Source organism: Bradyrhizobium sp. LjRoot220, from assembly GCF_964252915.1.
GTDB lineage: Bacteria > Pseudomonadota > Alphaproteobacteria > Rhizobiales > Xanthobacteraceae > Bradyrhizobium.
The window spans coordinates 1,163,801-1,187,773 of the sequence record NZ_CAXUPS020000001.1 but is presented as its reverse complement, the minus strand read 5'-3'; the positions used below and the strand labels follow the sequence as shown (position 1 = coordinate 1,187,773).

The 23,973-nt window shown below is 62.5% G+C and carries 22 protein-coding genes; 5 read left to right on the top strand and 17 right to left on the bottom strand.

Annotation, left to right across the window (positions count from 1 at the left end; translation table 11 throughout):
* The first annotated feature begins 50 nt into the window (after positions 1-50).
* From ACSQ84_RS04980 to glsA, 4 genes are all read left to right on the top strand, one after another.
* Positions 51-272, top strand: coding sequence for an acetyl-CoA carboxylase biotin carboxyl carrier protein subunit (locus tag ACSQ84_RS04980; protein WP_211994455.1), 222 nt, complete (start codon positions 51-53; stop codon positions 270-272).
* Positions 273-430: 158 nt separating this feature from the next.
* Positions 431-1,594, top strand: a complete 1,164-nt coding sequence (locus tag ACSQ84_RS04975) for a TAXI family TRAP transporter solute-binding subunit (protein ID WP_436210502.1) — start codon at positions 431-433, stop codon at positions 1,592-1,594.
* A gap of 46 nt (positions 1,595-1,640) precedes the next feature.
* Positions 1,641-3,716 (top strand): TRAP transporter permease, encoded by a 2,076-nt coding sequence (locus ACSQ84_RS04970; protein WP_436210501.1) that lies wholly within the window; start codon positions 1,641-1,643, stop codon positions 3,714-3,716.
* Between the two features lie 22 nt (positions 3,717-3,738).
* Entirely contained in the window at positions 3,739-5,586 is a 1,848-nt protein-coding gene (gene glsA / locus ACSQ84_RS04965) for a glutaminase A (protein ID WP_436210500.1), read from the top strand.
* On the opposite strand, the gene ACSQ84_RS04960 is transcribed toward glsA, so the two are convergent.
* A complete protein-coding gene (locus ACSQ84_RS04960) occupies positions 5,587-7,920 on the bottom strand; it encodes a Tex family protein (protein WP_436210499.1) in 2,334 nt (777 codons plus the stop codon). It abuts the gene before it with no gap.
* Positions 7,921-8,159: 239 nt separating this feature from the next.
* Between ACSQ84_RS04960 and ACSQ84_RS04955 the strand changes: the two genes are divergently transcribed.
* On the top strand, positions 8,160-9,416 hold the full coding sequence (locus ACSQ84_RS04955) for an Hsp70 family protein (protein WP_436210498.1): 1,257 nt from the start codon (positions 8,160-8,162) through the stop codon (positions 9,414-9,416).
* Between the two features lie 2 nt (positions 9,417-9,418).
* On the opposite strand, the gene ACSQ84_RS04950 is transcribed toward ACSQ84_RS04955, so the two are convergent.
* The 16 genes from ACSQ84_RS04950 to ACSQ84_RS04875 form a co-directional block, all read right to left on the bottom strand.
* Positions 9,419-10,138 carry a class I SAM-dependent methyltransferase gene (locus ACSQ84_RS04950; RefSeq protein ID WP_436210497.1) on the bottom strand — a complete coding sequence of 240 codons (720 nt, stop codon included), beginning with the start codon at positions 10,136-10,138 and terminating at the stop codon, positions 9,419-9,421.
* Positions 10,139-10,199: 61 nt separating this feature from the next.
* A complete protein-coding gene (locus ACSQ84_RS04945; RefSeq protein WP_436210496.1) occupies positions 10,200-10,727 on the bottom strand; it encodes a carboxymuconolactone decarboxylase family protein in 528 nt (175 codons plus the stop codon).
* Positions 10,728-10,787: 60 nt separating this feature from the next.
* Positions 10,788-10,961: a hypothetical protein gene (locus ACSQ84_RS04940; RefSeq protein WP_436210495.1), complete on the bottom strand. Its 174-nt coding sequence runs from the start codon at positions 10,959-10,961 to the stop codon at positions 10,788-10,790.
* Between the two features lie 298 nt (positions 10,962-11,259).
* A complete protein-coding gene (locus ACSQ84_RS04935; protein WP_436210494.1) occupies positions 11,260-11,610 on the bottom strand; it encodes a Zn-ribbon domain-containing OB-fold protein in 351 nt (116 codons plus the stop codon).
* Positions 11,607-12,743, bottom strand: coding sequence for a thiolase family protein (locus tag ACSQ84_RS04930; protein ID WP_436210493.1), 1,137 nt, complete (start codon positions 12,741-12,743; stop codon positions 11,607-11,609). Before ACSQ84_RS04930 ends, ACSQ84_RS04935 begins: the two co-directional genes overlap by 4 nt.
* 17 nt (positions 12,744-12,760) lie before the next feature.
* A complete protein-coding gene (locus tag ACSQ84_RS04925; protein WP_436210492.1) occupies positions 12,761-13,927 on the bottom strand; it encodes an acyl-CoA dehydrogenase family protein in 1,167 nt (388 codons plus the stop codon).
* 10 nt (positions 13,928-13,937) lie between these two features.
* Positions 13,938-15,140 (bottom strand): CaiB/BaiF CoA transferase family protein, encoded by a 1,203-nt coding sequence (locus ACSQ84_RS04920; protein ID WP_436210491.1) that lies wholly within the window; start codon positions 15,138-15,140, stop codon positions 13,938-13,940.
* A 125-nt stretch (positions 15,141-15,265) separates the two neighbouring features.
* Positions 15,266-15,466, bottom strand: coding sequence for a hypothetical protein (locus tag ACSQ84_RS04915; protein ID WP_436211184.1), 201 nt, complete (start codon positions 15,464-15,466; stop codon positions 15,266-15,268).
* 88 nt (positions 15,467-15,554) lie between these two features.
* Positions 15,555-16,724 carry an acetyl-CoA acetyltransferase gene (locus ACSQ84_RS04910; protein ID WP_436210490.1) on the bottom strand — a complete coding sequence of 390 codons (1,170 nt, stop codon included), beginning with the start codon at positions 16,722-16,724 and terminating at the stop codon, positions 15,555-15,557.
* 55 nt (positions 16,725-16,779) lie between these two features.
* On the bottom strand, positions 16,780-17,430 hold the full coding sequence (gene eda, locus ACSQ84_RS04905) for a bifunctional 4-hydroxy-2-oxoglutarate aldolase/2-dehydro-3-deoxy-phosphogluconate aldolase (RefSeq protein ID WP_436211183.1): 651 nt from the start codon (positions 17,428-17,430) through the stop codon (positions 16,780-16,782).
* 2 nt (positions 17,431-17,432) lie between these two features.
* On the bottom strand, positions 17,433-18,377 hold the full coding sequence (locus tag ACSQ84_RS04900; protein ID WP_436210489.1) for a sugar kinase: 945 nt from the start codon (positions 18,375-18,377) through the stop codon (positions 17,433-17,435).
* 33 nt (positions 18,378-18,410) lie between these two features.
* Complete coding sequence (gene denD, locus ACSQ84_RS04895) at positions 18,411-19,394, bottom strand: D-erythronate dehydrogenase (RefSeq protein WP_436210488.1); 984 nt, start codon at positions 19,392-19,394, stop codon at positions 18,411-18,413.
* Positions 19,395-19,442: 48 nt separating this feature from the next.
* The gene (locus ACSQ84_RS04890; protein ID WP_436210487.1) at positions 19,443-20,378 is read right to left on the bottom strand and encodes a carbohydrate ABC transporter permease; all 936 of its coding nucleotides are present in this window, start codon (positions 20,376-20,378) and stop codon (positions 19,443-19,445) included.
* 84 nt (positions 20,379-20,462) lie between these two features.
* The gene (locus tag ACSQ84_RS04885; RefSeq protein ID WP_436210486.1) at positions 20,463-21,422 is read right to left on the bottom strand and encodes a carbohydrate ABC transporter permease; all 960 of its coding nucleotides are present in this window, start codon (positions 21,420-21,422) and stop codon (positions 20,463-20,465) included.
* A 105-nt stretch (positions 21,423-21,527) separates the two neighbouring features.
* A complete protein-coding gene (locus ACSQ84_RS04880) occupies positions 21,528-22,847 on the bottom strand; it encodes an ABC transporter substrate-binding protein (protein ID WP_436210485.1) in 1,320 nt (439 codons plus the stop codon).
* 41 nt (positions 22,848-22,888) lie between these two features.
* Positions 22,889-23,956 (bottom strand): ABC transporter ATP-binding protein, encoded by a 1,068-nt coding sequence (locus tag ACSQ84_RS04875; protein ID WP_436210484.1) that lies wholly within the window; start codon positions 23,954-23,956, stop codon positions 22,889-22,891.
* Positions 23,957-23,973: the final 17 nt, after the last annotated feature.

Genomic DNA, 23,973 nt, shown 5'->3' with positions numbered 1-23,973 from the left:
AAGCCGTTCGCGGGACGAAATAGTCACGTCACACGGTCCCAGGGGGTGGCATGCCAGAGATCAAGATTGTGACTGAAGTCGCCGGGCGCGTGTGCGCGCTTGCGGCGGAAGCTGGAGCGAGTATCGGTGACGGCGATGAGATTGCATTCGTCGAAGCGATGAAAATGGAAATCCCGGTGACATCGACAATAACCGGGAAAATCAAGGCAATTCTGGTCAAACTCGACGACGTGATCGCCGAAGGACAAGTGGTCGCGATCGTCGAAGCTTAGGCCTTTCGCGCTCATTCTTTTGATGCGTGACGATCTGTCCGCCAGCGCGACTGGCATAATGGCGGTCGTGAACGTGCTCGGACGTTGCCATCGCAATGCTGCGATGACATGATCTCAATCAGAAAAAGTTTCATCTAGCGAAACAAATTGGGGGAAACATGAACCGTCGACTGATGAATTTTGCGCCTGTCGCGCTCGCCGGCATCTCGCTCATGGCGTCTGCGCCGGCGCTGGCCCAGGACGTCAAGCTGCCGCCGACCATGACGTTCACCGCCTATGACACCGGTACCGCCGGATTCAACATTGCGGTCGCCGTCGGCAAGATGATGAAGGACAGATACGGCACCGACCTGCGGGTGCTTCCTGCGGGCAACGATGTCGCGCGCCTTGCCCCCTTGCGCGCCGGCCGCGCGGCGGCGTCAGCGATGGGATCGGGCAGCTACTTCGCGCAGGAAGGCGTGTTCGAATTCGGCGCCAAGGAATGGGGGCCGCAGGCCTTGCAAGTGGTGCTGTCGTCGGTCGACTGCAACGGCGCTTCGCTCGGCGTGGCAAAGGACACCGGGGTGAAAGAGGTCAAGGACCTCAAGGGCAAGCGCGTCGGGTTTGTCGTCGGCTCGCCTGCGCTCAACCAGAACTCACTTGCGATCCTCGCGTTCGGCGACCTCAAGCAGAGCGACGTCAAGGTGGTGGAATTCTCCGGCTACGGCGCGATGTGGAAGGGCCTGATCAACAACGACGTCGACGCCGCTTTCGCCACCACCATCACCGCACCGGCCAAGGAAGCCGAGACGTCGCCGCGCGGCATCGTCTGGCCCCCACTCGCCCACAATGACAAAGCTGGATGGGAACGGGTCAAGAAGGTCGGTTCGTTCTTCTTCCCGCATGTCGCCACCTGCGGCGCCGGCATTTCGAAGGAAAAGCCGATCGAACTCGGAAATTATCCGTACCCGATTTTCGTCGCCTACGGATCGCAGCCGGCCGATCAGGTCTACGCCGTGACCAAGGCCATGATATCAGGCTATGACGTCTACAAGGATGCCGCCGCAGGCGCCGCCGGACTCGCGGCCGACCGCCAGACCAAGAACTGGGTGGTCCCCGTTCATCCCGGCGCGGTGAAGGCGCTCAAGGAAGCCGGCCAATGGACCGACGATCAGGAGACGCATAACAATGCGCTGTTGAAGCGGCAGGCCGTTCTGGCCGCAGCGTGGGCGGACTACGGCAAGTCCAGCCCGCCTTCGGATGAGAAGGCTTTCCTTGACGGCTGGATGAAGGCGCGCGCCGCCGCGCTTGCCAAGGCCGGCATGCCGAACGGTTTCGAATAACCACCGTATTTCCGATTGAAGGCGAACACCATACCGGGGATCAATGATGTCACCTTCTGCAGCCAATGGGGCAGCTGTCGCTGCGCCCGCCAGGATCGAATTCGACGATCCCCATGCCGGCATCGGCAATTTGCAAGAGGCCGAAGTCTCGCGCGTGCGTACGCTGCGCGGGGCTTGGCGCTGGGCGCTGATCGTCGCCACTGCGGTGACGATCCTGCTGTGCATCAACCAGCAATTCACGCTGCGGTTTTTCATCGGATACACCCAGCTCAACACCGAATATTTCTATCTGCTGATTGCGTTGATGCTGCCGTTCACGTTCCTGATCTTTCCGAGCTCGGAACGCTCTCCGCTCGAACGTATCCCGTGGTACGATGTCCTGCTCTTCATCCTGACGTTTGCCGCCTCCATCGTGTTGATGCGCAGTGTCCGGAAGGCGGCTGAAGCCGGTTGGGAGTTCGGCGGCGCACCGACCGTCGTGATCGTTGCGGGACTGGTGATGTGGGTCATGCTGATGGAGGCCTTGCGCCGCACCGGCGGCTGGAGCCTTCTGCTGAGCGTATTGCCGTTCACAGTCTATCCACTGTTCGCGGACGCCAAATGGCTCGGGCCGTTCAGGGGCACGCAGTCGACGCTCGAACAGGCGACATCCTACCACGTGCTTTCAGGTGAAAGCCTGCTCGGGATTCCGATTCAGGCGTTCGCCGATACGGTGATCGGCTTTTTGGTGTTCGGCACCGCGCTGATGATGACCGGCGCCGGAAAGTTCTTCATCAATCTGTCGTTTGCAATGTGCGGCACCTTTCGCGGCGGCGCCGCCAAGGTCTGTATCTTCGCCAGTGGCCTGCTCGGCATGATGTCCGGCTCGATCATTTCCAACGTGCTCACCGCCGGCACCATGACCATCCCGGTGATGAAGAAAAGCGGCTTCCGCGCCTCCTACGCCGCCGCGATCGAGGCCTGCGCCTCGACCGGAGCGGTGCTGGCGCCGCCGGTGATGGGCGCGACCGCCTTCGTGATCGCGCAGTTCCTCAACGTCAGCTATGCCGATGTCGCCATCGCCGCGATTATTCCGGCCGTTCTCTACTATGCCGGCCTGTTCATGCAGGTGGATTCCTATGCTGCCCGCCACGGCCTCAAGGGCATTCCACGCTCGGAATTACCCAAGGTCATGGATACGATCAAGGACGGTTGGTACTACATCTTCGTTATCGCGCTGCTGATCGTGATGCTGTTGTATTTCAAGCGCGAGAGCCACGCGCCGTTCTATGCGACCGCGCTGCTGCTGATTCTGAACCAGCTGTTCTCCAAGGACACGCGCTGGACACTCACGACGATCAACAAATTTCTCGAGGTCAACGGACGCACCTTTGTCGAACTGGTCGGCATTCTCGCCGGCTGCGGGCTCCTGATAGGCGCCTTCTCGATGACCGGCGTGGTCTCGAGCCTGGCCAACGACCTGCTGCGGATCGCCGGTGACAATGCCTTCCTGCTGCTCGGCATGTGCGCCTTCACCAGCCTCGTTCTCGGGCTCGGGCTGACGACTACGGCCTGCTACATCTTCCTTGCCATTCTGGTGGCGCCGGCGCTGGAGAAGGTCGGCCTCAACCGCATGGCCGTGCACATGTTCATCTTCTATTGGGGCATGCTGTCATCGATCACGCCGCCGGTGGCCATCGCCTCCTTTGCCGCAGCCGGCATCGCCGGTTCACCGGCGATGAAGACGGGCTGGGAATCGATGTGGGTCGGCAGCATCATCTATTTCATTCCGTTCTTCTTTGTGTTGAACCCCGCGCTGGTGTTGCAGGGTGCGAATCCGTATCTCGAAGGGCTCGGGCTGATGGCGCTGGCTGGATTCGGCACGCTGTTCATCTGCGGCGGCATTCAGGGTTATCAGGCCTTCGTCGGCGACCTCAGGCGCGCCGGTGCCCTGGAATGGCCGTTGCGGGTGCTGCTGGTGATCGGCGGCTTTGTGATCGCGACGCCCGGCGGCGGTATTAATCCGCTGTCGCAAATCCAGATCACTTCGCTCGGCCTCGCTATCCTGGCGCCGACGGTCCTGGCGGCGCTGTTCCTGATCCGCCGCCAAACTCTGGCGCCGAACCAGTTGCGCGCCCCGTGATTGCGCGGCAAAACGGTAGGCGATGAAAGTATCGCCCACCGGCGCCCCGGCCTGGACCAGTTCGAAACCGCCATTGCTGCGGTTTCTCGACGGCTGTCACGCCGAATACCTCTCCGAGACCAGCGGGACGGTCGCCGACTACATCCCTGAACTCGGCAAGGCCGACCCTGCCCATTTTGGCATCAGCCTCGCGACCCTCGACGGCCATGTCTACGAGGTCGGCGACACGCAGGTGCCCTTCACCATCCAGTCGATGTCAAAGCCCTTCGTGTTCGCGCTGGCGCTGGACACGCTGGGCGCCGCACGCGTAGAGAGCGTGATCGGCGTCGAGCCCTCGGGCGATCCCTTCAACTCGATCCGCCTCAACGCCGAGAACCACCCGTTCAATCCGATGGTGAACGCAGGCGCCATCGCGTGCTCCGGGCTAATTTACGAGGCCAAGGGCGACGGCGCGTTCGAATACATCAGGCAAGCGCTCGGGCGATTCGCCGGGCGTGAGCTTGATGTCGACGATGCCGTCTATTCGTCCGAGAGCCTGACCGGCGACCGCAACCGGGCGATCGGCTATCTCCTGCGCACCAACGCCGTCATCAGGGACAATGTCAGCTCGGTGCTGGAGGTTTATTTCCGGCAATGCGCGATCCTGGTCAACGCGCGCGACATCGCGGTGATGGCGGCGACACTGGCCAATCGCGGCATCAATCCCGTCACCGACGAACAGGTGATGACGCCGTACGCGATTTCGCGGACGCTGTCGGTCATGACCAGCTCCGGCATGTATGATTACGCCGGCGAATGGATCTACCGCGTCGGCATTCCAGCGAAAAGCGGCGTCGGCGGCGGCATCCTCGCCGCATTGCCGGCGCGGATCGGGCTCGGCAACTATTCACCCAAACTCGACAAGCACGGCAACAGCGTGCGCGGCATCAAGGTCTGCGAGGCGCTGTCGGCGCATTACGACCTGCACATGCTCAACCGCAGCGACAACGCGCGCAACGCCATCATTGCCGATTACGATATCGGTGAAAATCCGTCACGGCGCAGCCGCCGCCCGCACGAGCAAACGATACTCGCCGCGCATTATCAGGACGTCCGCGTCATCGAGCTGATGGGGACGCTTTCGCTGTCGAACGTCGACTATATCGCGCGCCGGCTCGTGGCCAAGCCGCGGCCGCAATTCGTCATCTTTGATTTTCGCCGGGTTACCTCGATGACCCTCGCCGGCGCCCGCCTGCTGGCCGAGGAGTTCCGCGAACTGGCGGCCTATCAGGTCACCGTGATCGTGTCCGGCATCAAGCGGGCCGCTGCGGAATGGACGCCGATCGCGGAGCGAACCGCGAGCCTGCCGAACCTGCGCTACTATTTCCTGCTCGATGCCGCGATCGAATGGGCGGAAGACCAGGTGGTGTTTCGCCACGGCGGCTCGATCGATTTTTTCGAGACGACGGAACTGTCCGAACAGCCGCTGCTGGCAGGCTTGACCGACGAGGAACTGGCCGATCTGGCGTCTCTCGGCGCGATCCGGACCTATCAGCCCGGCGAAAAGATCATCACGTCAGGCGATCCTGCCAGCTCGCTGTTTTTCCTGCGCAGCGGCGTGGTGCACGTCACCCTGCCCGACGGCATCCGGCTGGCGACGCTGACGGCGGGAATGCCGTTCGGCGAGATGGCGCTGCTGGAGCCGCGCCGCTCCGCCGACGTGCTGGCCGATATGGCCGCGACCGCTTACGAGGTACCGCTGCGCCATTTCGAACGTTTTCGTGAGCAGCATCCCCGCGCCGGCGAGCGGATCATGCGCAACCTCGCGAAACTGCTCGCCGACCGCCTGATTCTCGCCAATGCGAAGGTGAATTTGCTGACGTCGAATTAGCTAAGCCTTCCCCCGCCCGCTTTTCTCCGCGGCACGCTTCAAGGCTTCGGCGAGCGCGCCGCCGCCGGAATCCTGCGGCTTGCGCGGCGCCTGGGAGGTCATCGATGCCTTCGAGTATTCGCGCATTTTGGTGTCCGACAGCTTGGGGCCCTTGTCGCCGACCTCGTCATCGAGACGCAGCGTCAGCGCGATGCGCTTGCGGGCGACCTCGATCTCCAGCACCTTGACCTTGACGATGTCGCCCGGCTTCACCACCTCGCGCGGATCCTTGATGAAGGTCTTCGACATCGCCGAGATGTGGACCAGCCCGTCCTGGTGCACGCCGATATCGACGAAGGCACCGAATGCCGCGACGTTGGTCACCGTGCCCTCTAGGATCATGCCGCGCTTGAGATCCTTGATCTCCTCGACGCCTTCCTTGAACACCGCCGCCTTGAACGCCGGGCGCGGATCGCGGCCGGGTTTTTCCAGTTCGCGCAGAATGTCGGTCACCGTCGGCAAACCGAACGTGTCGTCGACGAAATTCTGCGGCTTCAACTGGCGCACAATCTCGGCATTGCCGATCAGCGCCTTGATGTCGCTCTTGGTCGCGGTCAGAATCTTGCGCACCACCGGATAGGCTTCCGGATGCACCCCGGAGGCGTCGAGCGGATCCTCGCCGCCCTGGATGCGCAGAAAGCCGGCACATTGCTCGAACGCCTTCGGCCCGAGCCGCGGCACTTCCTTCAGCCCCTTGCGCGACTTGAACGGACCGTTGGCGTCGCGATGCTGCACGATGCTTTGCGCCAGACCCGCGCCAATGCCCGACACCCGCGCCAGCAGCGGCGCGGACGCGGTGTTGGCATCGACACCGACCGCGTTGACGCAGTCTTCGACCACCGCATCGAGCGAACGTGCCAGCTTGGATTCGCCGAGATCATGCTGGTATTGCCCGACACCGATCGCCTTGGGATCGATCTTCACCAGTTCGGCCAGCGGGTCCTGCAGCCGCCGCGCGATCGAGACCGCCCCGCGCAGGGTGACGTCGAGTTCCGGCAATTCCTCGGACGCAAAGGCCGAGGCCGAATAGACGGATGCGCCGGCTTCCGACACCACGATCTTCGACATCTTGAGGTCCGGCAGCAGCTTGACGAGTTCGGTCGCAAGCTTGTCGGTCTCGCGCGACGCCGTGCCGTTGCCGATCGCGATCAGATCGACGCGGTGCGCGACCGCGAGCTTGCCGAGCGTCGCCAGCGCCGCGTCCCACTGCTTCTGCGGTTCATGCGGATAGACGGCCGTGGTCGCCACCACCTTGCCGGTGGCATCGACGACGGCGACCTTGACGCCGGAGCGGAAGCCGGGGTCGAGCCCCATGGTGACGCGCGCGCCAGCGGGCGCCGCCAGCAACAAATCGCGCAAATTAGAGGCAAACACCCGCACGCCTTCGGTTTCGGCATGGGTCCACAGCCGCATCCGCAGGTCGATATTGAGATGCACCTGGATCTTGGTGCGCCACGCCCACCGCGCGGTCTCGACCAGCCAGCGGTCGCCGGGGCGGCCCTGATCGGAAATCAGAAAGCGCTGCATGATCTTCAGTTCATACGGGCTCGGAACGTTGGCCACCGGAATCTGCGCGTCCGGCAATATCTGCAGTTCGAGAATTTCTTCCTTCTCGCCGCGGAACAATGCGAGAATGCGGTGCGACGGCAGTTTGTGGAGCGCCCCGTTGTATTCGAAATAGTCCTTGAACTTCTCGCCTTCGGTCTTCTTGCCCTTTCGCACGGTCGAAACCATCACCCCGTTCGACCACATTTCCTCGCGCAGCTTGCCGATCAGGTCGGCGTCCTCGGCAAAGCGCTCGACCAAAATCGCGCGGGCGCCTTCGAGCGCCGCGGCCACGTCCGCCACCTGCTTTTCGGCATCGACGTAGCTCGCGGCCACCACCTGCGGATCGTTCTGCGGCTGCGTCAGCAGCAGCTCGGATAGCGGCTCAAGGCCGGCTTCCCTGGCAATCTCCGCCTTGGTGCGGCGCTTTGGCTTGAACGGCAGATAGATGTCTTCCAGCCGCCCCTTGCTGTCAGCGGCCATGATCGCGGCCTCCAGCGCGGCATCGAGCTTGCCTTGCTCGCGGACCGAATTGAGGATCGCAACACGCCGCTCTTCGAGTTCGCGCAGATAGGTCAGGCGCTCTTCCAACGTACGCAATTGCGCGTCATCGAGCCCGCCAGTGATTTCCTTGCGGTAGCGTGCCACGAACGGGACCGTGGCGCCGCCGTCAAGCAACGTGACCGTCGCCTCGATCTGCTGCTCGCGAACGCCAAGTTCTTCCGCGATCTGTCGATTGATGTTTGCCACGCCAAACCTTCCCAAGGTAGCCGCTTTCCGAACTGGCCGCGGCGGAATGATGGCCGCGGGACGCCGCTTATGGACTAGCACGGATCGATTCATCAACCCGGCCAAGCAAAGAAATTGATCTGTGGATCAGCGTGGCCGGATGGCCGAAATCGTCCGGTCGGGCCGGCATTTCGGGCCAATATTAAGGGTGGATCGATGGCGCGGTAATGTGTAGACGGACGCTTCCTGTGGGAGCGCTCATGTCAATCTGTGGCCTTGATTTTGGAACGTCGAATACGACGCTCGGCACCATCGAAGGCCATGCGCCGGTCCTGGCGGAGCTGGAAGCCGGCGAGACCACGATTCCGAGCGCAATCTTCTATGAGGTGGACGGCGCGGTTCTGATCGGCCGCAAGGCCATCGCCGCCTATGTCGACGGCGCCCCCGGCCGCCTGATGCGCAGCCTCAAATCGGTGCTCGGGACCTCGCTGATTGACGAAACCACACGATTGGGACGTCAGCGGACCGGATTTCGCGATGTGATCGCCTACTATCTCGGCGCCGTGAAGCGGCGCGCGGAACAGGCCACTGGCCTGGAACTGCGCGACGTCGTCCATGGCCGCCCCGTGCATTTCGTCGACAATGCACCGGACTCCGATCGCAAGGCGGAAGAAACGCTGCGCCAGATCGCGCGCGAGGTCGGGTTCGACGATGTCACCTTCCAGTTCGAGCCGATCGCTGCGGCGCTGGATTATGAGCGCCAGATCGCAAGCGAAGAAGTCGCCCTGATCGCCGATATCGGCGGTGGCACGTCGGATTTTTCGATCGTGCGGCTGGGACCCGAGCGCCACGCCAAGGCCAACCGCTCAAGCGACATTCTCGCCAATGACGGCGTTCGGATCGGTGGCACCGACTTCGACCGCCAGCTCAGCCTCGGCGTGGTCATGCCGTTGTTCGGCTTCGGCAGCGCCATGAATCGCGCCGGGCTCGATGTGCCCTCCAGCTATTTCCACGACTTCGCGACGTGGTCGAGCATCAACCGGATGTATGAGCCGCGGGTGCTCGCGGACATCCGCCAGGTTCGGCGCGAGGCCAGCGAGCCGGAATTGCTGGACAGACTGGTGCGCGTGGTCGAGGAGCAGCGCGGCCACACCCTGTTGATGGAGGTCGAGGAGGCCAAGATCGCCCTGTCGGACAAGCGCCAGGCCGATATCCCGCTGGAATGGGTGATGCCGGGCCTCAACGCGGCGATCAGCCGTCCCGACCTGGTCAGCCATACCGGGCAATTGGCCGAGCGTATCGCCGCCCGTATCAAGAACTGCCTCACACAGGCCGGGCTTGGGCCTGAGGATATCGACGCTGTGTTCCTGACCGGCGGCTCGGTGCAGCTCGCCCATGTCCGCAACGCGATCAAGAAGGCGATGCCCTCAGCCCGCCTCGTCGAAGGCGACACTTTTGGTGCAGTCGGCAAGGGCCTGACGCTGGAGGCGCTGCGGCGATACGGGCCGCGGGCCTGAGTTCATCCGACCGGAGGCCGCCGCCACTCCATCACGACGAACCAGGGCACCCGTCGAAACCGCTCCTGATGTGCGGCGTCGCCGGATACCGGTCCAGGTTCAGCGAAAAACGTCAGCTGCAGTCCGCTTTCGAGCAAGGCCGCCATGTAGGCGGCAAGCGGCCGGTGCCAGTTCTGGATCCGTATTCCCTCCCATTCGAACCAGAATGGAAACTCGTCGAGATAACGATCGACCGGAAAGTGGAGGTGGCGCCCCTCGTCGTCCCTGACCCAGCCCCGGTCGGCGCCGGCCGAGGTGAACCCGGTGAGATTTGCGATCAGCAGCGAGCCACCCGGTCTCAGCACCCTGGCCATCTCGCTGATCGCTTTTTTGAAGTCGACGATATCGATCAGCGTGAGATAGCTGACGACGAGATCGAAGCTGGCCGCCGCGAATTCAAGCTGCTCGGCATTGCCGGGCCGGTAATCACCCGAGGGATCGCGTTGCTGTGCCACCTCGAGCAACGGACCGGTCGGATCGATCCCCGTCGCGCTCATGCCGGCGGCCTTCAGCATTCGGCAGAAGCGGCCCTCGCCGCAGCCCACATCCAGGGCACGCTCGAACCGGCCTGCTCTGATGCGGCCAAGCATCACGGGATCGAGCACGTGCTCTCGCGCCCAATCTCCGCGCTCGCCCATGGAGTCGATCCAGGCTTGCGCAGAGAGTTCCCATCCGTTGCTCATGAGCGTACATCCACGCAAATGCTGCTGTTGTTGAATGGGAGCTGACGGCAACCCGATCGATTTACGCCACTACTTCCGTAACCGGCTGCATGTCGATCGCGAACGTCTCGAGGAATTTCGACGTCATGATGTAGAAACCGACGGAAAGCTGCAGCTCGACCAGCGCGGCCGGGGTCAGCTTCGAGGCAATCGCGTTGAAGGTCGCATCGGTCGGCTTGTGCAGCTTGACGATTTCATCGGCGAACGCGAGTGCTGCGCGCTGCACTTCGTTGAAGCATGTGGCCGACTGCCAGTTCTCCAGCGCCGCGTTCTGCTCGTCGGTGACGCCGACGTTCTTGCCGATCCGCTTGTGGGCGACGATCTCGTAAGGCGCCTCGCACAGGATGCCGGTGCGGGTGATGGCGAGTTCGCGCACGATCGGATCGAGTTCTCCCTTGTGCCGGATTGCACCGCCCAGCCGGCAATATTGTTCGAAATAGCTCGGCGAATGCGCCATCATCCTGAAAATATTGGCATTGCGGTTTTTGTCGAGGATTTCTCGGGTGCGATCGCTGGCTTTCGCGGGATCGCTGTATTGGATACGGGCCATTTCTCACCTTGGTTTTCTTTGATTTTTGACGGCGGATCATGCCTTGCGGTTCCGGTCGGATCAACCGCCGCTGTGCTCTGAAATCGCCACCACCCGCGCTAAATCCGGCTGCGGGTGAGCCAAAATGCCGCCGCATTGCTGTTCGAACTTGGCACGGTCGATATTCGCTGAGTGGGGACTCAATCGAAGCGAATGATCGTCGCGGGGTGTTCCGAGTAAAAATAATTGAGACATCAGGCCTTTGCAGGCGATGATGACTCATGCCCAAGTCTAGGGAGAAAGCATGAAGGAAGCCACCAAAAGGGCGGCCTCGGAGGCGTTTGCGCAAATGCTGGCGGTGACGGCAATGCTCGTCATCGCCGGCGTTATCTTCTATTCGCGGTGAAACCGCGGTTTGTGAGTGAAAGCGTTACGAAGCAATCCAGATTTCATCCGTTCCGCGTCGCTCTGGATTGCTTCGGAGCTTTGCATTTTGTTTTGACGCGTTTTCTTGACGCGAACCGGTGTCCACTTCGCTCGAAAACGCTATGCTTCACTTCGCTTTTGCGAAATATGGAACCAGCCGCCCCGCAAATGGCTGGTATCGCACGCTGACCTGATCGCCGATGGCGAGATCGTGGTCACCATGGGCCATCATGCGGAACCCCTCGGACGTGTCGACCAGCAAAATATTGTAGGGAACGTGCGCGCGGGTCTCCGGCGTGGCGGCCCGGCAAACCAGCGACGTCGCATAGACCGTCCCTGCACCGCTGGCGGCTTTTTCCACCGGTTCCGGCGCACCGCAGGCCGCGCAAAAGTTGCGGTGGAAATATTGCGCGTTCCCGCAGGCGCCGCAGGATTGGTAGACGATGCCCTCGCCGCCCCTGGTCCAATCCGCGTTCATCGCACCCGCTCCAGGAACATGCTGACATGCGACGACAGCACGCCGCCGTCGCCGTGCAGCAGCGCGATCGACGCGTCGCGGACCTGACGATTTTCAGCGCGTCCCGTCATCTGCAGATGGGTTTCCACCAGATGCGCCATCGCACCGCCGACGCCGCAATGGCCATAACTCAAGAGACCACCATGGGTATTGAGCGGCATTTCGCCATCGCGGCCGAAGTACCCCGCCCGCACCCGCGCGGCCGCCTCCCCACGCTTGGCCAATCCGAGGTCCTCCAGCAGCATCGCCAGCGTGATCGTAAAACTGTCGTAGACGGCGGCATAACGCACGTCGGAGATCGCAAGGCCGGATGCAGCTTTGGCCTTGGCGATCGAAATTTCCGCGCCGAGTTCGCTCAAGGCCGGTGCGGCGGTGACGTGCTGATGGGTGTGCGCCTGCGCGCAACCACGGACGCGTATGCCGGTTGCACCGGTAGTCTCGCGGCTGATCACGAACGCTGCGCCGCCATCGGACACCGGGCAGCAATCCAGTAGTTTGAGCGGCATCGCCACCGGCTTCGACGCCATCACGTCGGCGACCGTGATCGCGTCGTGGAACTGGGCGCCGGGATGCGTCAGCGCGTGGGCGCGCATCAGCACCGCGAACTCGGCAAGGTCCTGCTGGGTGACGCCGTATTCGTGCATGTAGCGCGATGCGACGAGGCCGTAATAGGCCGGGATGGTCGGCCCCAGCGTCACTTCGTAATCGAGATGCCCGACCTGCGCCAGCGCCTGGATCGAGGCATCACGGCTCTGCCCGGTCAGCCGGTTTTCGCCGCCGACCACCAGCACATGTTTTACGATTCCCGCATCGACCAGATGATGCGCCAGCATGGTCATCGCGAGCCCGGTGGCGCCGCCGACCTGCACGGCGTGGGCGTAGGACGGCCGGATGCCGAAATGCTCGGCGAACACGGTTGCCAGCATGATGTGCGGTGAGACCGTGCTGTAGCCGCAAAGAATGCCGTCGATTTCGGAGCGCTTCAGCCCAGCATCAGCAATCGCCAACTCGGCCGCCTTGCTCATCAGATCGAGCGAGGAGAAACCTTCGTGTTTGCCAAAGGATGTCAGTCCGACGCCGGTGATGAAGCTCATCTCAACACGACTTCATGTCAGTAGGATTTCGGCAGCCCCAGCACCTTCTCGGCAACGAAACTGAGAATGAGCTGCGGGCTGATCGGCGCGATGCGCGGGATCAGGGATTCCCGCAAGTAACGCTCGACATGGTATTCCTTGGCATAGCCGAAACCGCCATGGGTCATCACCGCCTGCTCGCAGGCGTGGAAGCCGGCTTCGGCGGCGAGGTATTTGGCGGCATTGGCGGCCGGACCGCATGGCACGCCCTGGTCATATTGCCAGCCGGCGGAGAGCACCATCAGCCACGCGGCTTCCAGCTCCATCCAGTTTTTGGCGAGCGGATGCTGGATGCCCTGGTTCATGCCGATCGGGCGGTTGAACACGATGCGGTTCTTCGCATAGGCAGAGGCCCGCGCCAGCGCGACCTGGCCGAGCCCGACCGCTTCGGCCGCGATCAAGATGCGCTCCGGATTCATGCCGTGGAGGATGTATTCGAAACCGCGGCCTTCCTCACCGAGGCGGTCCTCGGCCGGAATCTCGAAATTCTCGAAAAATAGTTCGTTGGAATCTACGGGCTTGCGGCCCATTTTCTCGATCTCGTGCACGGCGACGCGCTGCTTGTCGAAATCCGTGTAGAACAGGCTCAGGCCCTGCGTCGGGGTCTTCACCTCTTCCAGCGGCGTGGTGCGCGCCAGCAGCAGGATCTTGTTGGCGACCTGTGCAGTCGAAATCCAGACCTTCTGGCCGTTGACGATGTACTTGTCGCCCTTGCGCACCGCGCGCGTCTTGAGCTGCGTGGTATTGAGCCCGGTATTGGGCTCGGTCACCGCAAAGCAGGATTTGTCGCGCCCGTCGATGATCGGCGGCAGCATGCGCGTGCACTGCTCCCTGGTGCCGAACACCACTACCGGATTGAGCCCGAACACGTTCATGTGCACTGCCGAGGCGCCCGACATGCCGGCGCCGGATTCCGCGATCGTGCGCATCATGATCGCGGCGTCGGTGATGCCGAGGCCTGAGCCGCCATATTCTTCGGGGATACAGATGCCGAGCCAGCCGGCATCGGCGAGCGCGCGGTGGAAGTCGGCGGGATAACCGCCCTCCTTGTCCTTCTTCAGCCAATAGGCGTCGTCAAAGCGCGAACAGATTTTTCCGATCGCATCGCGGATCGATTCCTGGTTGGCCGACAGCGCAAAATCCATATGTTCTGTCCTATGTGCTTGGCGCGGCCTTGGTGACGCCGTCGCGAATCAGAGCGGCAATCTCATCCGCCGAGAATCCCGCTTCCAGCAAAATCTCGGTGCTGTGCTCGCTCAGGCGCGGCGCCAGCCGCGTCATTTCCACCGGCGTCTCCGACCACCGCGCCGAGGGTCGCATGTTGCGGATCCGGCCCTCGGTCGGGTGATCGATCACCGGGGCGAAATCGGTCGCGACGATGTGCGGATCCTGCAGCAGGCTCTCGAGATCGTGCATCGGCATGACCGGCACATCGGCCTTTTCCAGAATAGCAGTCCATTCCGCAGTGGATTTGGTTTCGAGGATTCGCGCCAGTTCGGCATAGACAGTGTCGATGCTGGCGGCACGGCCGGCAAAGCTTGCGAATTTGGGGTTGCTGCGCAGATCATCGCGGCCGGTGGCGTGGAAGAAATTTTCCCACTGCTTGTCGTTGTAGACGATCACGCAGACATAGCCGTCGGAGGTCTTGTAGGGCCGCCGGTCCGGCGACAAATGCCGGGCATAGCCGCCCTTGTCGAGCGGCGGCTCATAGGTGAGACCGCCCATGTGGTCGCCCATCACAAAGCTCGCCATGGTCTCGAACATGGGGATATCGACGCGCTGGCCGCGGCCGGTACGGTCGCGATCGACCAGGCTGGCGCAGATCGCGCCGACCGCAGTGAGCCCGACGATGCGGTCGACCAGCGCATTGGGAACATAACGCGGCACGCCGTCAGCGGTCTGCGCCATCAGCGCCGGCAACGCGGTGGCGCCCTGGATCAGATCGTCATAAGCAGGTTTGGCGGCATAGGGTCCGTCCTGGCCGAACCCGAACACACCGGCGTAGATCAGCCGCGGGTTGATGTCAGACACAACGTCATAGCCGAGCTGCAGCCGCGCCATCGCCTGCGGGCGCACATTGTAGACCAGCACGTCGGCGCCAGCGATCAGCCGCAGCACGGCGTCGCGGCCGGCCGGCTTCTTCAGGTCGAGGCAGATGCTGCGCTTGTTGCGGTTGGTGTTGAGGAACACCGGCCCCATGCCGGGATGCCGCGTCGGCCCGATCTGCCGCGTCACGTCGCCATCGTGCGATTCCACCTTGATGATATCGGCGCCGTAATCGCCGAGCGTCTGGGTGGCAAAGGGCCCCATCAGCACGGACGTCATGTCGACGACCTTGATGCCTTTTAATGGTCCCATGGCCCAATTCGCTCCCGGATGTCGTTGTTGCGACCTAGTAACGGGAGGTTTTCCGGAAGATCAAGGCCGCCGGGCGTATGGGCGTATGCGCGGGCGCCGGTCGACGCGGCGTATCGATCCAGGAGCTATTTGCTGATCAGGGCGTCACGTGCCTTGATCAGCTTTTCCAGTGCCTCGTTCTGCCGTTCGAGGCGCTCGGATATCCGTTCTTCGTTCTCCGCTCCCGAAGCGCCAGCGGCCTGCTCGACCAGTTGCCTGATGTTGTCCCGAAGGATTGCGATCCGGTCGTTCAGCTCCGACAACGACAAGGTACTTTCATTGCCCATATGCGTCTCCGGATGGCAGGCTTTCCATGGCAATCTGGCGCTCGCAAGCATTTGAGATTCCCTGAGGCATGGGAGCCGACTTGACCACTTACTTCGCCGGCTCCAGCACCGAGACGTAGTTCGCCACCGCGGCGCCGCCCATGTTGAAGATGCCCGCGAGTTTTGGATTCTTCAGCTGCATGCCCTCGGGCGCCTGGCCGACCAGCTGCATCGCGCTCATCACATGCATGGAGACGCCGGTGGCACCGATCGGATGGCCCTTGGCCTTGAGGCCGCCGGACGGATTGACCGGCAGCTTGCCGTCTTTCTGCGTCCAGCCTTCCTTGATGGCACGAGCGCCCTGCCCGCGCGGCGTCAGGCCCATCGCTTCATATTCGATCAGCTCGGCAACGGTGAAGCAGTCATGGGTTTCAACGAACGACAAATCCGAAAGGCTGACGCCGGCCTGCTGCAGCGCGCGCTGCCAGGCCACCGTGCAACCTTCGAACTGCAGAATGTCGCGCTTGGACATCGGCAGGAAATCCTGCGCGTGGGCAGTAGCGCGGAAATTCACCGCCTTGCCCATGGTTTTTGCGGTTTCCGAATCCGTCAGCACCAATGCGGCTGCGCCATCCGAAACCAGCGAGCAGTCGGTGCGCTTCAAAGGTCCTGCGACGAACGGGTTCTTCTCGCTCTCGGCACGGCAGAACTCATAGCCAAAGTCCTTGCGCATCTGCGCGTAGGGATTGGCGACGCCGTTCTTGTGGTTCTTTGCTGCGATCATCGCCAGCGCGTCGGACTGGTCGCCATATTTCTGGAAATAGCTCTGCGCGATCTTGCCGAACACGCCGGCGAAACCGCCGACGGTGTCGCCATCCTCGGGCAGATAGGACGCCTTGAGCAGATACTTGCCGATCTCCGGGCCCGGCGTGCGTGTCATCTGCTCGACACCGACCACCAGCACGATCCTGGCGGCCCCCGCGGCGATCGCCCGGATGCCCTGATGCACGGCGGCCGAACCGGTGGCGCAGGCATTCTCGACCCGCGTGGTCGGCTTGAAACGCAACTTGGGGTCGGCCTGCAGCACCAGCGACGCGGTGAAATCCTGCGGCGAGAAGCCGGCGTTGAAATGCCCGAGCACGATTTCGTCGACATCTTCAGCGGAAATGCCGGCATCTGCCAGCGCTTCGGTCGCCACCTTCACCACCAGGCTTTCAACGGTTTCCGCGTCGAGCTTGCCGAATGGCGTGTGCGCCCATCCCACGATGCTGGCTGTCATGGTCGTTCTCCCTGTTCAGGTTCCGAGGGTTTTGTACCCCATCGGAAAAAATACTTCACGCCGGTTTCAGCGATTTTATCACCCGGGCGCACATAGCTGAAATGCCGGCCCAGTTGCCGGACCTTATGTCCGCCGCCGGGCACAGCCAGGAACCACCCACGGCCAGCACATTCGGCTCAGCCAACCAGGCCGCCGCATTGGCCTCGCCAATGCCGCCGGTCGGGCAAACCCTGATGTTCGGAAACGGCCCGGCCAGCGCGCGCAGTGCCTTGATACCACCAGACTGTTCCGCCGGGAAGAATTTGACGAGGTCGAACCCGTGCGCCAGCGCCTGCATCAGTTCGGACGCGGTCGCGATCCCCGGTGCGAACGGCAGGTCGCTCGCGGCGGCGGCTTTCAATAGCTCAGGCGTCGCCCCCGGGCTGATGCCGAACCTGGCGCCAAGCGCCTCGGTTCGCTTGAGATCGTCCGGGTTCAGGATGGTGCCGATCCCGACGATGGCCTCCGGCACCTCTGATATCATCGCCTTGGCGGCCTCGATCGCCACCGGCGTGCGCAGCGTGACTTCCAAGACCCGCACCCCGCCCGCGACCAGCGCCCGGGCCAGCGGCACCGCGTGCTCCAGCCGTTCGATGGTGAGCACCGGGATCACAGTTGCGGACTTCACGAGGTCCGCCAGTTTTTCCTGCCTTGATGCTACGTTCACGCTCATGGGGTCGCCTTGCCAGAAGTTGCCGGTGTGCCGATGATATTCGTCGGCATCGCCGTGCGCGGAATGATCGCGCCGGGATGACATACCACAACGCCGGCGAGCGCATGTCCGGCACGAGCGGCATTCACCGGGTCCACGCCGGCCAGACGGGCGGCAAGATAGGCCGCCGCAAAGCTGTCGCCGGCCGCCGTGGTATCGACGACGGGTTTCGTCAGCGGCTCGGCCCTGGTCTGATGCAGGGCGCCGTCGAGACGAAGGATGCTCGCGGGTTCCGAAAGTTTTAGCACGACCTCGCCGCCCGGGACGCGCGCCGGCAAATCCTCGTTGCTTGCACCGGGATAGAGCGGCAGCAAATCCTCGGTCGAGGCCAATACGATATCGGCGAGATCGAAAGCATCCTGATAAACGGCGCGGGCCACGCTCAGATCGGGCCAGCCCCGGGCACGAAAATTGGTGTCAAAGGCAAACCGCGCCCCGCTTTCCCGCGCGCGCCTGATCCCGGCGAACAGCCGCGCCCGGCCACCGTCACTGTAAAGCGACAGTGTGATCGCCGAGAGATAGACGATGTCGTAGCTCGCCAGCGACTCCAGGATGGCCGATGTCTGCGGCAAATCCATCAGCAAGCGCGCGGCGGCACTCTCACGCCAGTGAAAGAACCGGCGCTCGCCTCTGTCATCGGTCTGGATCATGTAGAGGCCCGGCAACTTGCCCGGCAAGCGCAGCACCTTCGCGGTGCCGACGCCCTCGGCCGCCCAGCCGGCGATCATCTCATCGCTGAGCGTGTCGTCGCCGAGCGCGGTGATGTAGTCCGTGCCGGCACCAAGGCGTGCCAGATAGACGGCGGTATTGAGCGTGTCGCCGCCATAGCCGCGCGAAAACAGGCCGTGCTCGGCCTGCTTCAGCTCCACCATGCACTCGCCGATGCAGGCAACTCTCGTCATGACCGCATCCGTGCGGCAACGCTCATAGCCACGTCAGGCCGCGAATTTACCGCCGAGTTCATCCTCGATGTGAATGCGGATGATATCGTCAAACGTCTTCTCGGCTGTGGTGAAGCCGAGTTTGAGCGCGCGGTCGGTAACGAAATCGCGCGGCCAGCCGCTGACAATGCCGATGATGGTCGGATCGGGCACCCGTTTGATGCGCGCGGTGACGTTCTTGCCGGCGACGCGATCGAGCGCCGCGATTTGTTCGCCGACAGTCACTGACATCCCGGGCATGCTGAGATTGCGCCGCGCCCCCATCGCATTGAGGTCCATGGTGCCGGCGTGCACGAGAAAGCCGACCGCCGATTTCGGCGAGGCGTGCCAATGCCGCACGTCTTCGGTAACCGGCAGCACCGCCTCCTCGCCCGCCAGCGGCTCGCGGATGATGTTGGAGAAAAAGCCGGACGCCGCCTTGTTCGGCTTGCCCGGCCGCACGCAGATCGTCGGCAGGCGGATGCTGATGCCGTCAAGCAGGCCCTTGCGGGTGTAGTCGTTGATCAGCAGCTCGCAGATCGACTTCTGGGTGCCGTAGCTCGTCAGCGGCGTATGGAAGAACTCGTCGCCGATCTTTTCCGGGAACGGCGCGCCGAACACCGCGATCGAGGACGTGAACACCAGCCTCGGCTTGTAGCCGCCGCCGATCGCGCGGATCGCGTCGATCAGGTAGCGCGTGCCGTCGAGGTTGATGCGGTAGCCCTTGTCGAATTCGGCTTCCGCCTCCCCCGACACGATCGCGGCGAGATGGAAAATCACGTCCGGCCGCTCGGCGATCAGCGGCGCGGCGGCGCCAGCATCGGCAAAATCGGAGGCGACGACGTTGACCGGGATCGAGCTGGCCGGCTTGGTGGGAGCCACCACGTCCTGCAGCGTCATGCGGGTGATGTCCTGCTTGCCAAGGCGGCCGTCGCGCAGCAGTTGCTCGGTCAGCTTGCGGCCGACCATGCCGGCGGCACCCAGAATAAGAATGTGCAAGGCCCGTCTCCTTCTTTATTCGCTCATATTAGATACGGGCCTGCGCGCTCACTCTTTCACGGCTCCCGTCATGGCCGACACATAATGCTCGACGAAGAAGGCGTAAAGGATAACCAGCGGCAATGAGCCCGCCAGTGCCCCCGCCATCAGCGATCCCCAGCGATAGACGTCGCCATCGACGAATTCGTTGACGATCGCGACCGGCACCGTCTTGTTCTGCACCGAGGTCAGGAAGGTGAGTGCGTAGATGAACTCGTTCCAGCATAGCGTGAAGCAGAAAATGAAGGCCGAGATCAATCCCGGGATCGCCAGCGGCAGCACGATCTTGGTCAGGATCTGCCAGCGGCTGGCGCCGTCGATCAGCGCGCACTCCTCCAGCTCGAACGGGATGGTCTTGAAATAACCCATCAACAGCCAGGTCGAGAACGGGATCAGGATGGTCGGATAGGTCAGGATCAGCGCGAACGGCGTGTCGAACAGCCCGTACTGGAACACCACGGTGGCGAGCGGAATGAACAGGATCGAGGGCGGCACCAGATAGGACAGGAAGATCAGCCCGCCGACCCATTGCGCGCCGCGGTAGCGCAGCCGTACGATGGCATAGGCCGCCAGCACGCTGGCAAAGATCGACAGCACGGTCGCGCAGACCGCGACATACATCGTGTTCCACAGCCACAGCGGATAATAGCTTTCGAACAGCAGCTTGTGGATGTGCTTGAACGTCGGATTCCAGGTCCAGAACGGATTATAGGTGTTGAGATCAAGCAACTGATCGTCCGGTTTGATGGCGGTAAGCGCCATCCAGTAGAACGGGAACAGCAGCACGACGACGATGATCCCCAGCGGCAGATAAAGCGTGACCAGGCGCCGCGGCAGCGACTCCAGATAGCTCATGCCGACGGTGTGATCGTCGACAGCCGCCGTTCGTGACGATCCCGACAACACCCCTTTGAGGTCGAGCCGCTGTGTGGGCAGATCAGTCATTGTTCTCTCCCTGCTGCCATTTGCGGCAGCGCGCGCGGGGTTTGCCCCGTTCGCGCAGACAAAATAACGCAGCGTCGGAGTTCTTCAGTCATTGTTTTCACCCTGCTGCCATTTACGGCGCTGCAGTCCAAACCAGGAGACCATGATCGCCGCCAGCAGGAACGGAATCATCGCATTCGAAATCGCAGCACCCTCACCGAGAACGCCGCCGATGATCGCACGCTGATACGACAGCGTCGCCATCAGATGGGTGGCATTGACCGGACCGCCGCGCGTCATCGCCCAGATCAACTGGAAATCGGTGAACGTGAACAGCACCGAGAAGGTCATCACCACGGCGATGATGGGCGTCAGCAGCGGATAGGTGATGAACCGGAACCGCTGCCAGCTGGTCGCGCCATCGAGCGTCGCGGCTTCGTAGAGCGATGGCGACACCGTCTGCAGGCCGGCCAACAGCGTGATCGCAACGAAGGGAACGCCGCGCCAGATATTGGCGAAAATCACGCAGATCCGCGCCCAGGTCACATCGCCGAGAAAATTGATGTTGTCGGTGATCACGCCCATCTGTTTCAACGACCAGGAAATGATCGAGAACTGCGAATCGAAGATCCACCAGAACGCCAGCGCCGACAGCACCGTCGGCACGATGAAGGGGATCAGCACCAATGCCCGCAGCATTGCCTTGAACGGCATGTTCTCATTCAACAGCAGCGCGAGATAAAGGCCGATCGCAAATTTGATGACGCTGGCGACGGACGTGTAGAGCAGCGTGTTGAACACCGACAGCCAGAAGATCGAGTCGCCCCACAGCCACTCATAGTTTTCCAGCCCGACGAACGCGCCGGGCCTGCCGATCCGCGCGTCGGTGAAGGAAATCCAGACTCCGAGCCCCAGCGGATAAGCCAGGAACAGAACCAGGAACACCATCGCGGGCAGCATGAACCAGAAGCCGAGATAGTTGCGGTTGGCCTTGATCAGGTCCCACCGGGTGGCCTCGCGAATCGGCCGTCTGGCAGTCCGGGGTTGGAGGGCGATGTCAGCCATTGGCAAAATCCCGCAAGTGTAACGGCCGTGGTGCCGTCTCGTCCTCGATAGCGAAGCGTCCTGCAGATACGGGCGGCAATTGCTTGCCGCCCGCATCTGTTGTCATCAGCGATAGATGCGCTTCAGCTGCCGCTCGGCAATCGAAATCGCGCCGGCGGCGGTCTCACGGCCGGTGCAGTAGTTCGCGAACATGTCGACCACCAGGAAGTCGGCGATCGCGGTCGCGGCCTTCTCGCCGGGCGTACCGATGCCGGAAGCGGGAAGCGCGCGTTTGCTGGCCTGGCTGAACACCTGGTTCTTCGGATCCGCGGTCCACACCGGTGAAGAGTCGTAGGCGTTGAGCGTGTGCGTGAGGTAGCCGCGCGCGCCGGTCAGCCACTTGTCGTAGTTTTCCTTCTCCAGCATGAAGGCGATAAAGGCCTTCGCGGCATTCGGGTATTTGGTGAACTTGAACGCCAGGATCGGAACCGTGAGTTGCAGTTCGGTCGGCTTGCCGATCGGACCGACCGGATAGAGCGCGTGATAGGTATCCTCGGTGAGCTCTTTCTTGGTCGGGTCGTCCTTGGCGGCGACATAGATCGAGATGCCGTTGGCGGTGCAATAAAGTTCGCCCGACAGGAACGCCTTGTTGTTGGAGCCGTCGTTCCACGACGCCACGCCGGGAATGAAGGTGTCGGTAAGCGCCTTGGTGTATTCGAGCGCCTTCAACGTCTCCGGCGAATTGATGATGACCTTGTCGTTCTTGTCGACGGTATAGGCGCCGTGGCCCCACAGCATCCAGTGCAACCAACCGTTGGCATCGCCCGAGGCGTGACCGAGCGCCATGCCGGCCGGCGTGTTGTTCTTCTTGAGCGCCGTGCACAATGCAAGAAGCCCCGGAAAGTCGGTCGGGAATTCCTTGAAGCCGGCCTTCTCGATCGCCGACTTCCTATACGTCATGTAACCACCGATGGTGGCGACGGGAATGCCGAGCCAGTTGTTGCCCTGCTTGACGGTGATGGCGGCCGCATCGGTCCATCCGCCGTATTTCTTGCCGAGGTAATCGGCAACGTCGTTCATCGGCAGTACCTGAGTCGGGAACAACTGCGGCAGCGTGTGCAGGCCCCAGACGACATCGAGCCCTGAACCGGTGTTCGCAGCGACGGAAGCCTTTGGCTGCACGTCCTCGAAGGACTCGCTGAAGACGTTCATCTCGACGCCGGTCGCGGTCTTGAAGGCGGCGACCATCGCGTTGAACGCGTCGTCTTCCGCCGGCACGAAGCGCTTCCAGCGCATCACGGTGAGCTTGGCGCCAGGCTCGGCTTTCCAGGGCGAGGCTTGCGCCCACGCCTTGGCGAAATCCAGCAGTGCAGGTCCGGTCAGCGCGCCAGCCGCGGCCAGCGCAGTGCCGCCTTGAAGCAGCGAACGGCGAGTAAAATCGTTCATCGTAGGTCCTCCCTTTTGAATTTGATTTTGATTATATTTTTTTAGGCGTTCAGTCGCTTCCCCGTCGTTTCGTCAAACAAATGAACGAGCGCCGGATCCGGCTTCAACCGGATCTTGTCGCCCGGATTGAATTGATGTCGCTCGCGGAACACCGCGACGACCTGTTCGCCGCCGAGTTTGGCGAAGACCTGGGTTTCCGAGCCGGTCGGCTCGACCACGACGATCTCGGCTTCGGCACCGTCATCGGCGATGGTGAAATGTTCGGGCCGCACGCCGTAGACGGCCGGCTGGCCCTCTGAATTGGCGGGCGCGGTCGCCAGCGGCAGCTTGACGCCGTTCGGACCTTCGAAGCTGGCGCTGCCGTTCGACTTCACTTTGCCCTTGAGGAAGTTCATCGCCGGCGAACCGATAAAGCCCGCCACGAACTGATTGGCCGGCGTATCGTAGAGTTCGAGCGGCGTGCCCATCTGCTCGACGATGCCGTCGTGCATCACCACGATCTTGTCGGCCATGGTCATGGCTTCGATCTGGTCATGGGTGACGTAGACCGTCGTGGTGCGCAGGCGCTGGTGCAGTTCCTTGATTTCAGTGCGCATCGCAACCCGCAGCTTGGCGTCGAGGTTGGACAGCGGCTCGTCGAACAGGAACACTTGGGGATCGCGCACAATCGCGCGGCCCATGGCGACGCGCTGGCGCTGTCCGCCCGACAATTGCCGGGGGTAACGTTCGAGCAGCGGGGTCAACGCCAGGATTTCAGCGGCACGCTTGACGCCGTTGGAGATTTCCTCTTGCTTGGCCCCGCGCAGCTTGAGCGAGAAGCCCATATTGTCGGCGACCGTCATATGCGGATAGAGCGCATAGTTCTGGAACACCATCGCAATATCGCGTTCTTTCGGCTGGACATTGTTGACCACTTTGTCGCCGATCGAAATCGTGCCTGACGTGATGTTTTCCAGCCCTGCGAGCATCCGCAGCAGCGTCGACTTGCCGCAACCGGAGGGGCCGACCAGCACGACGAACTCGCCGTCCTCGATCGGAATCGAAACGCCGTGCAAAACCTCAAAATTACCGAACGACTTTCGCACGTCGCGAATCTGTACCGACGACATCGGACTTATCTCCCCTC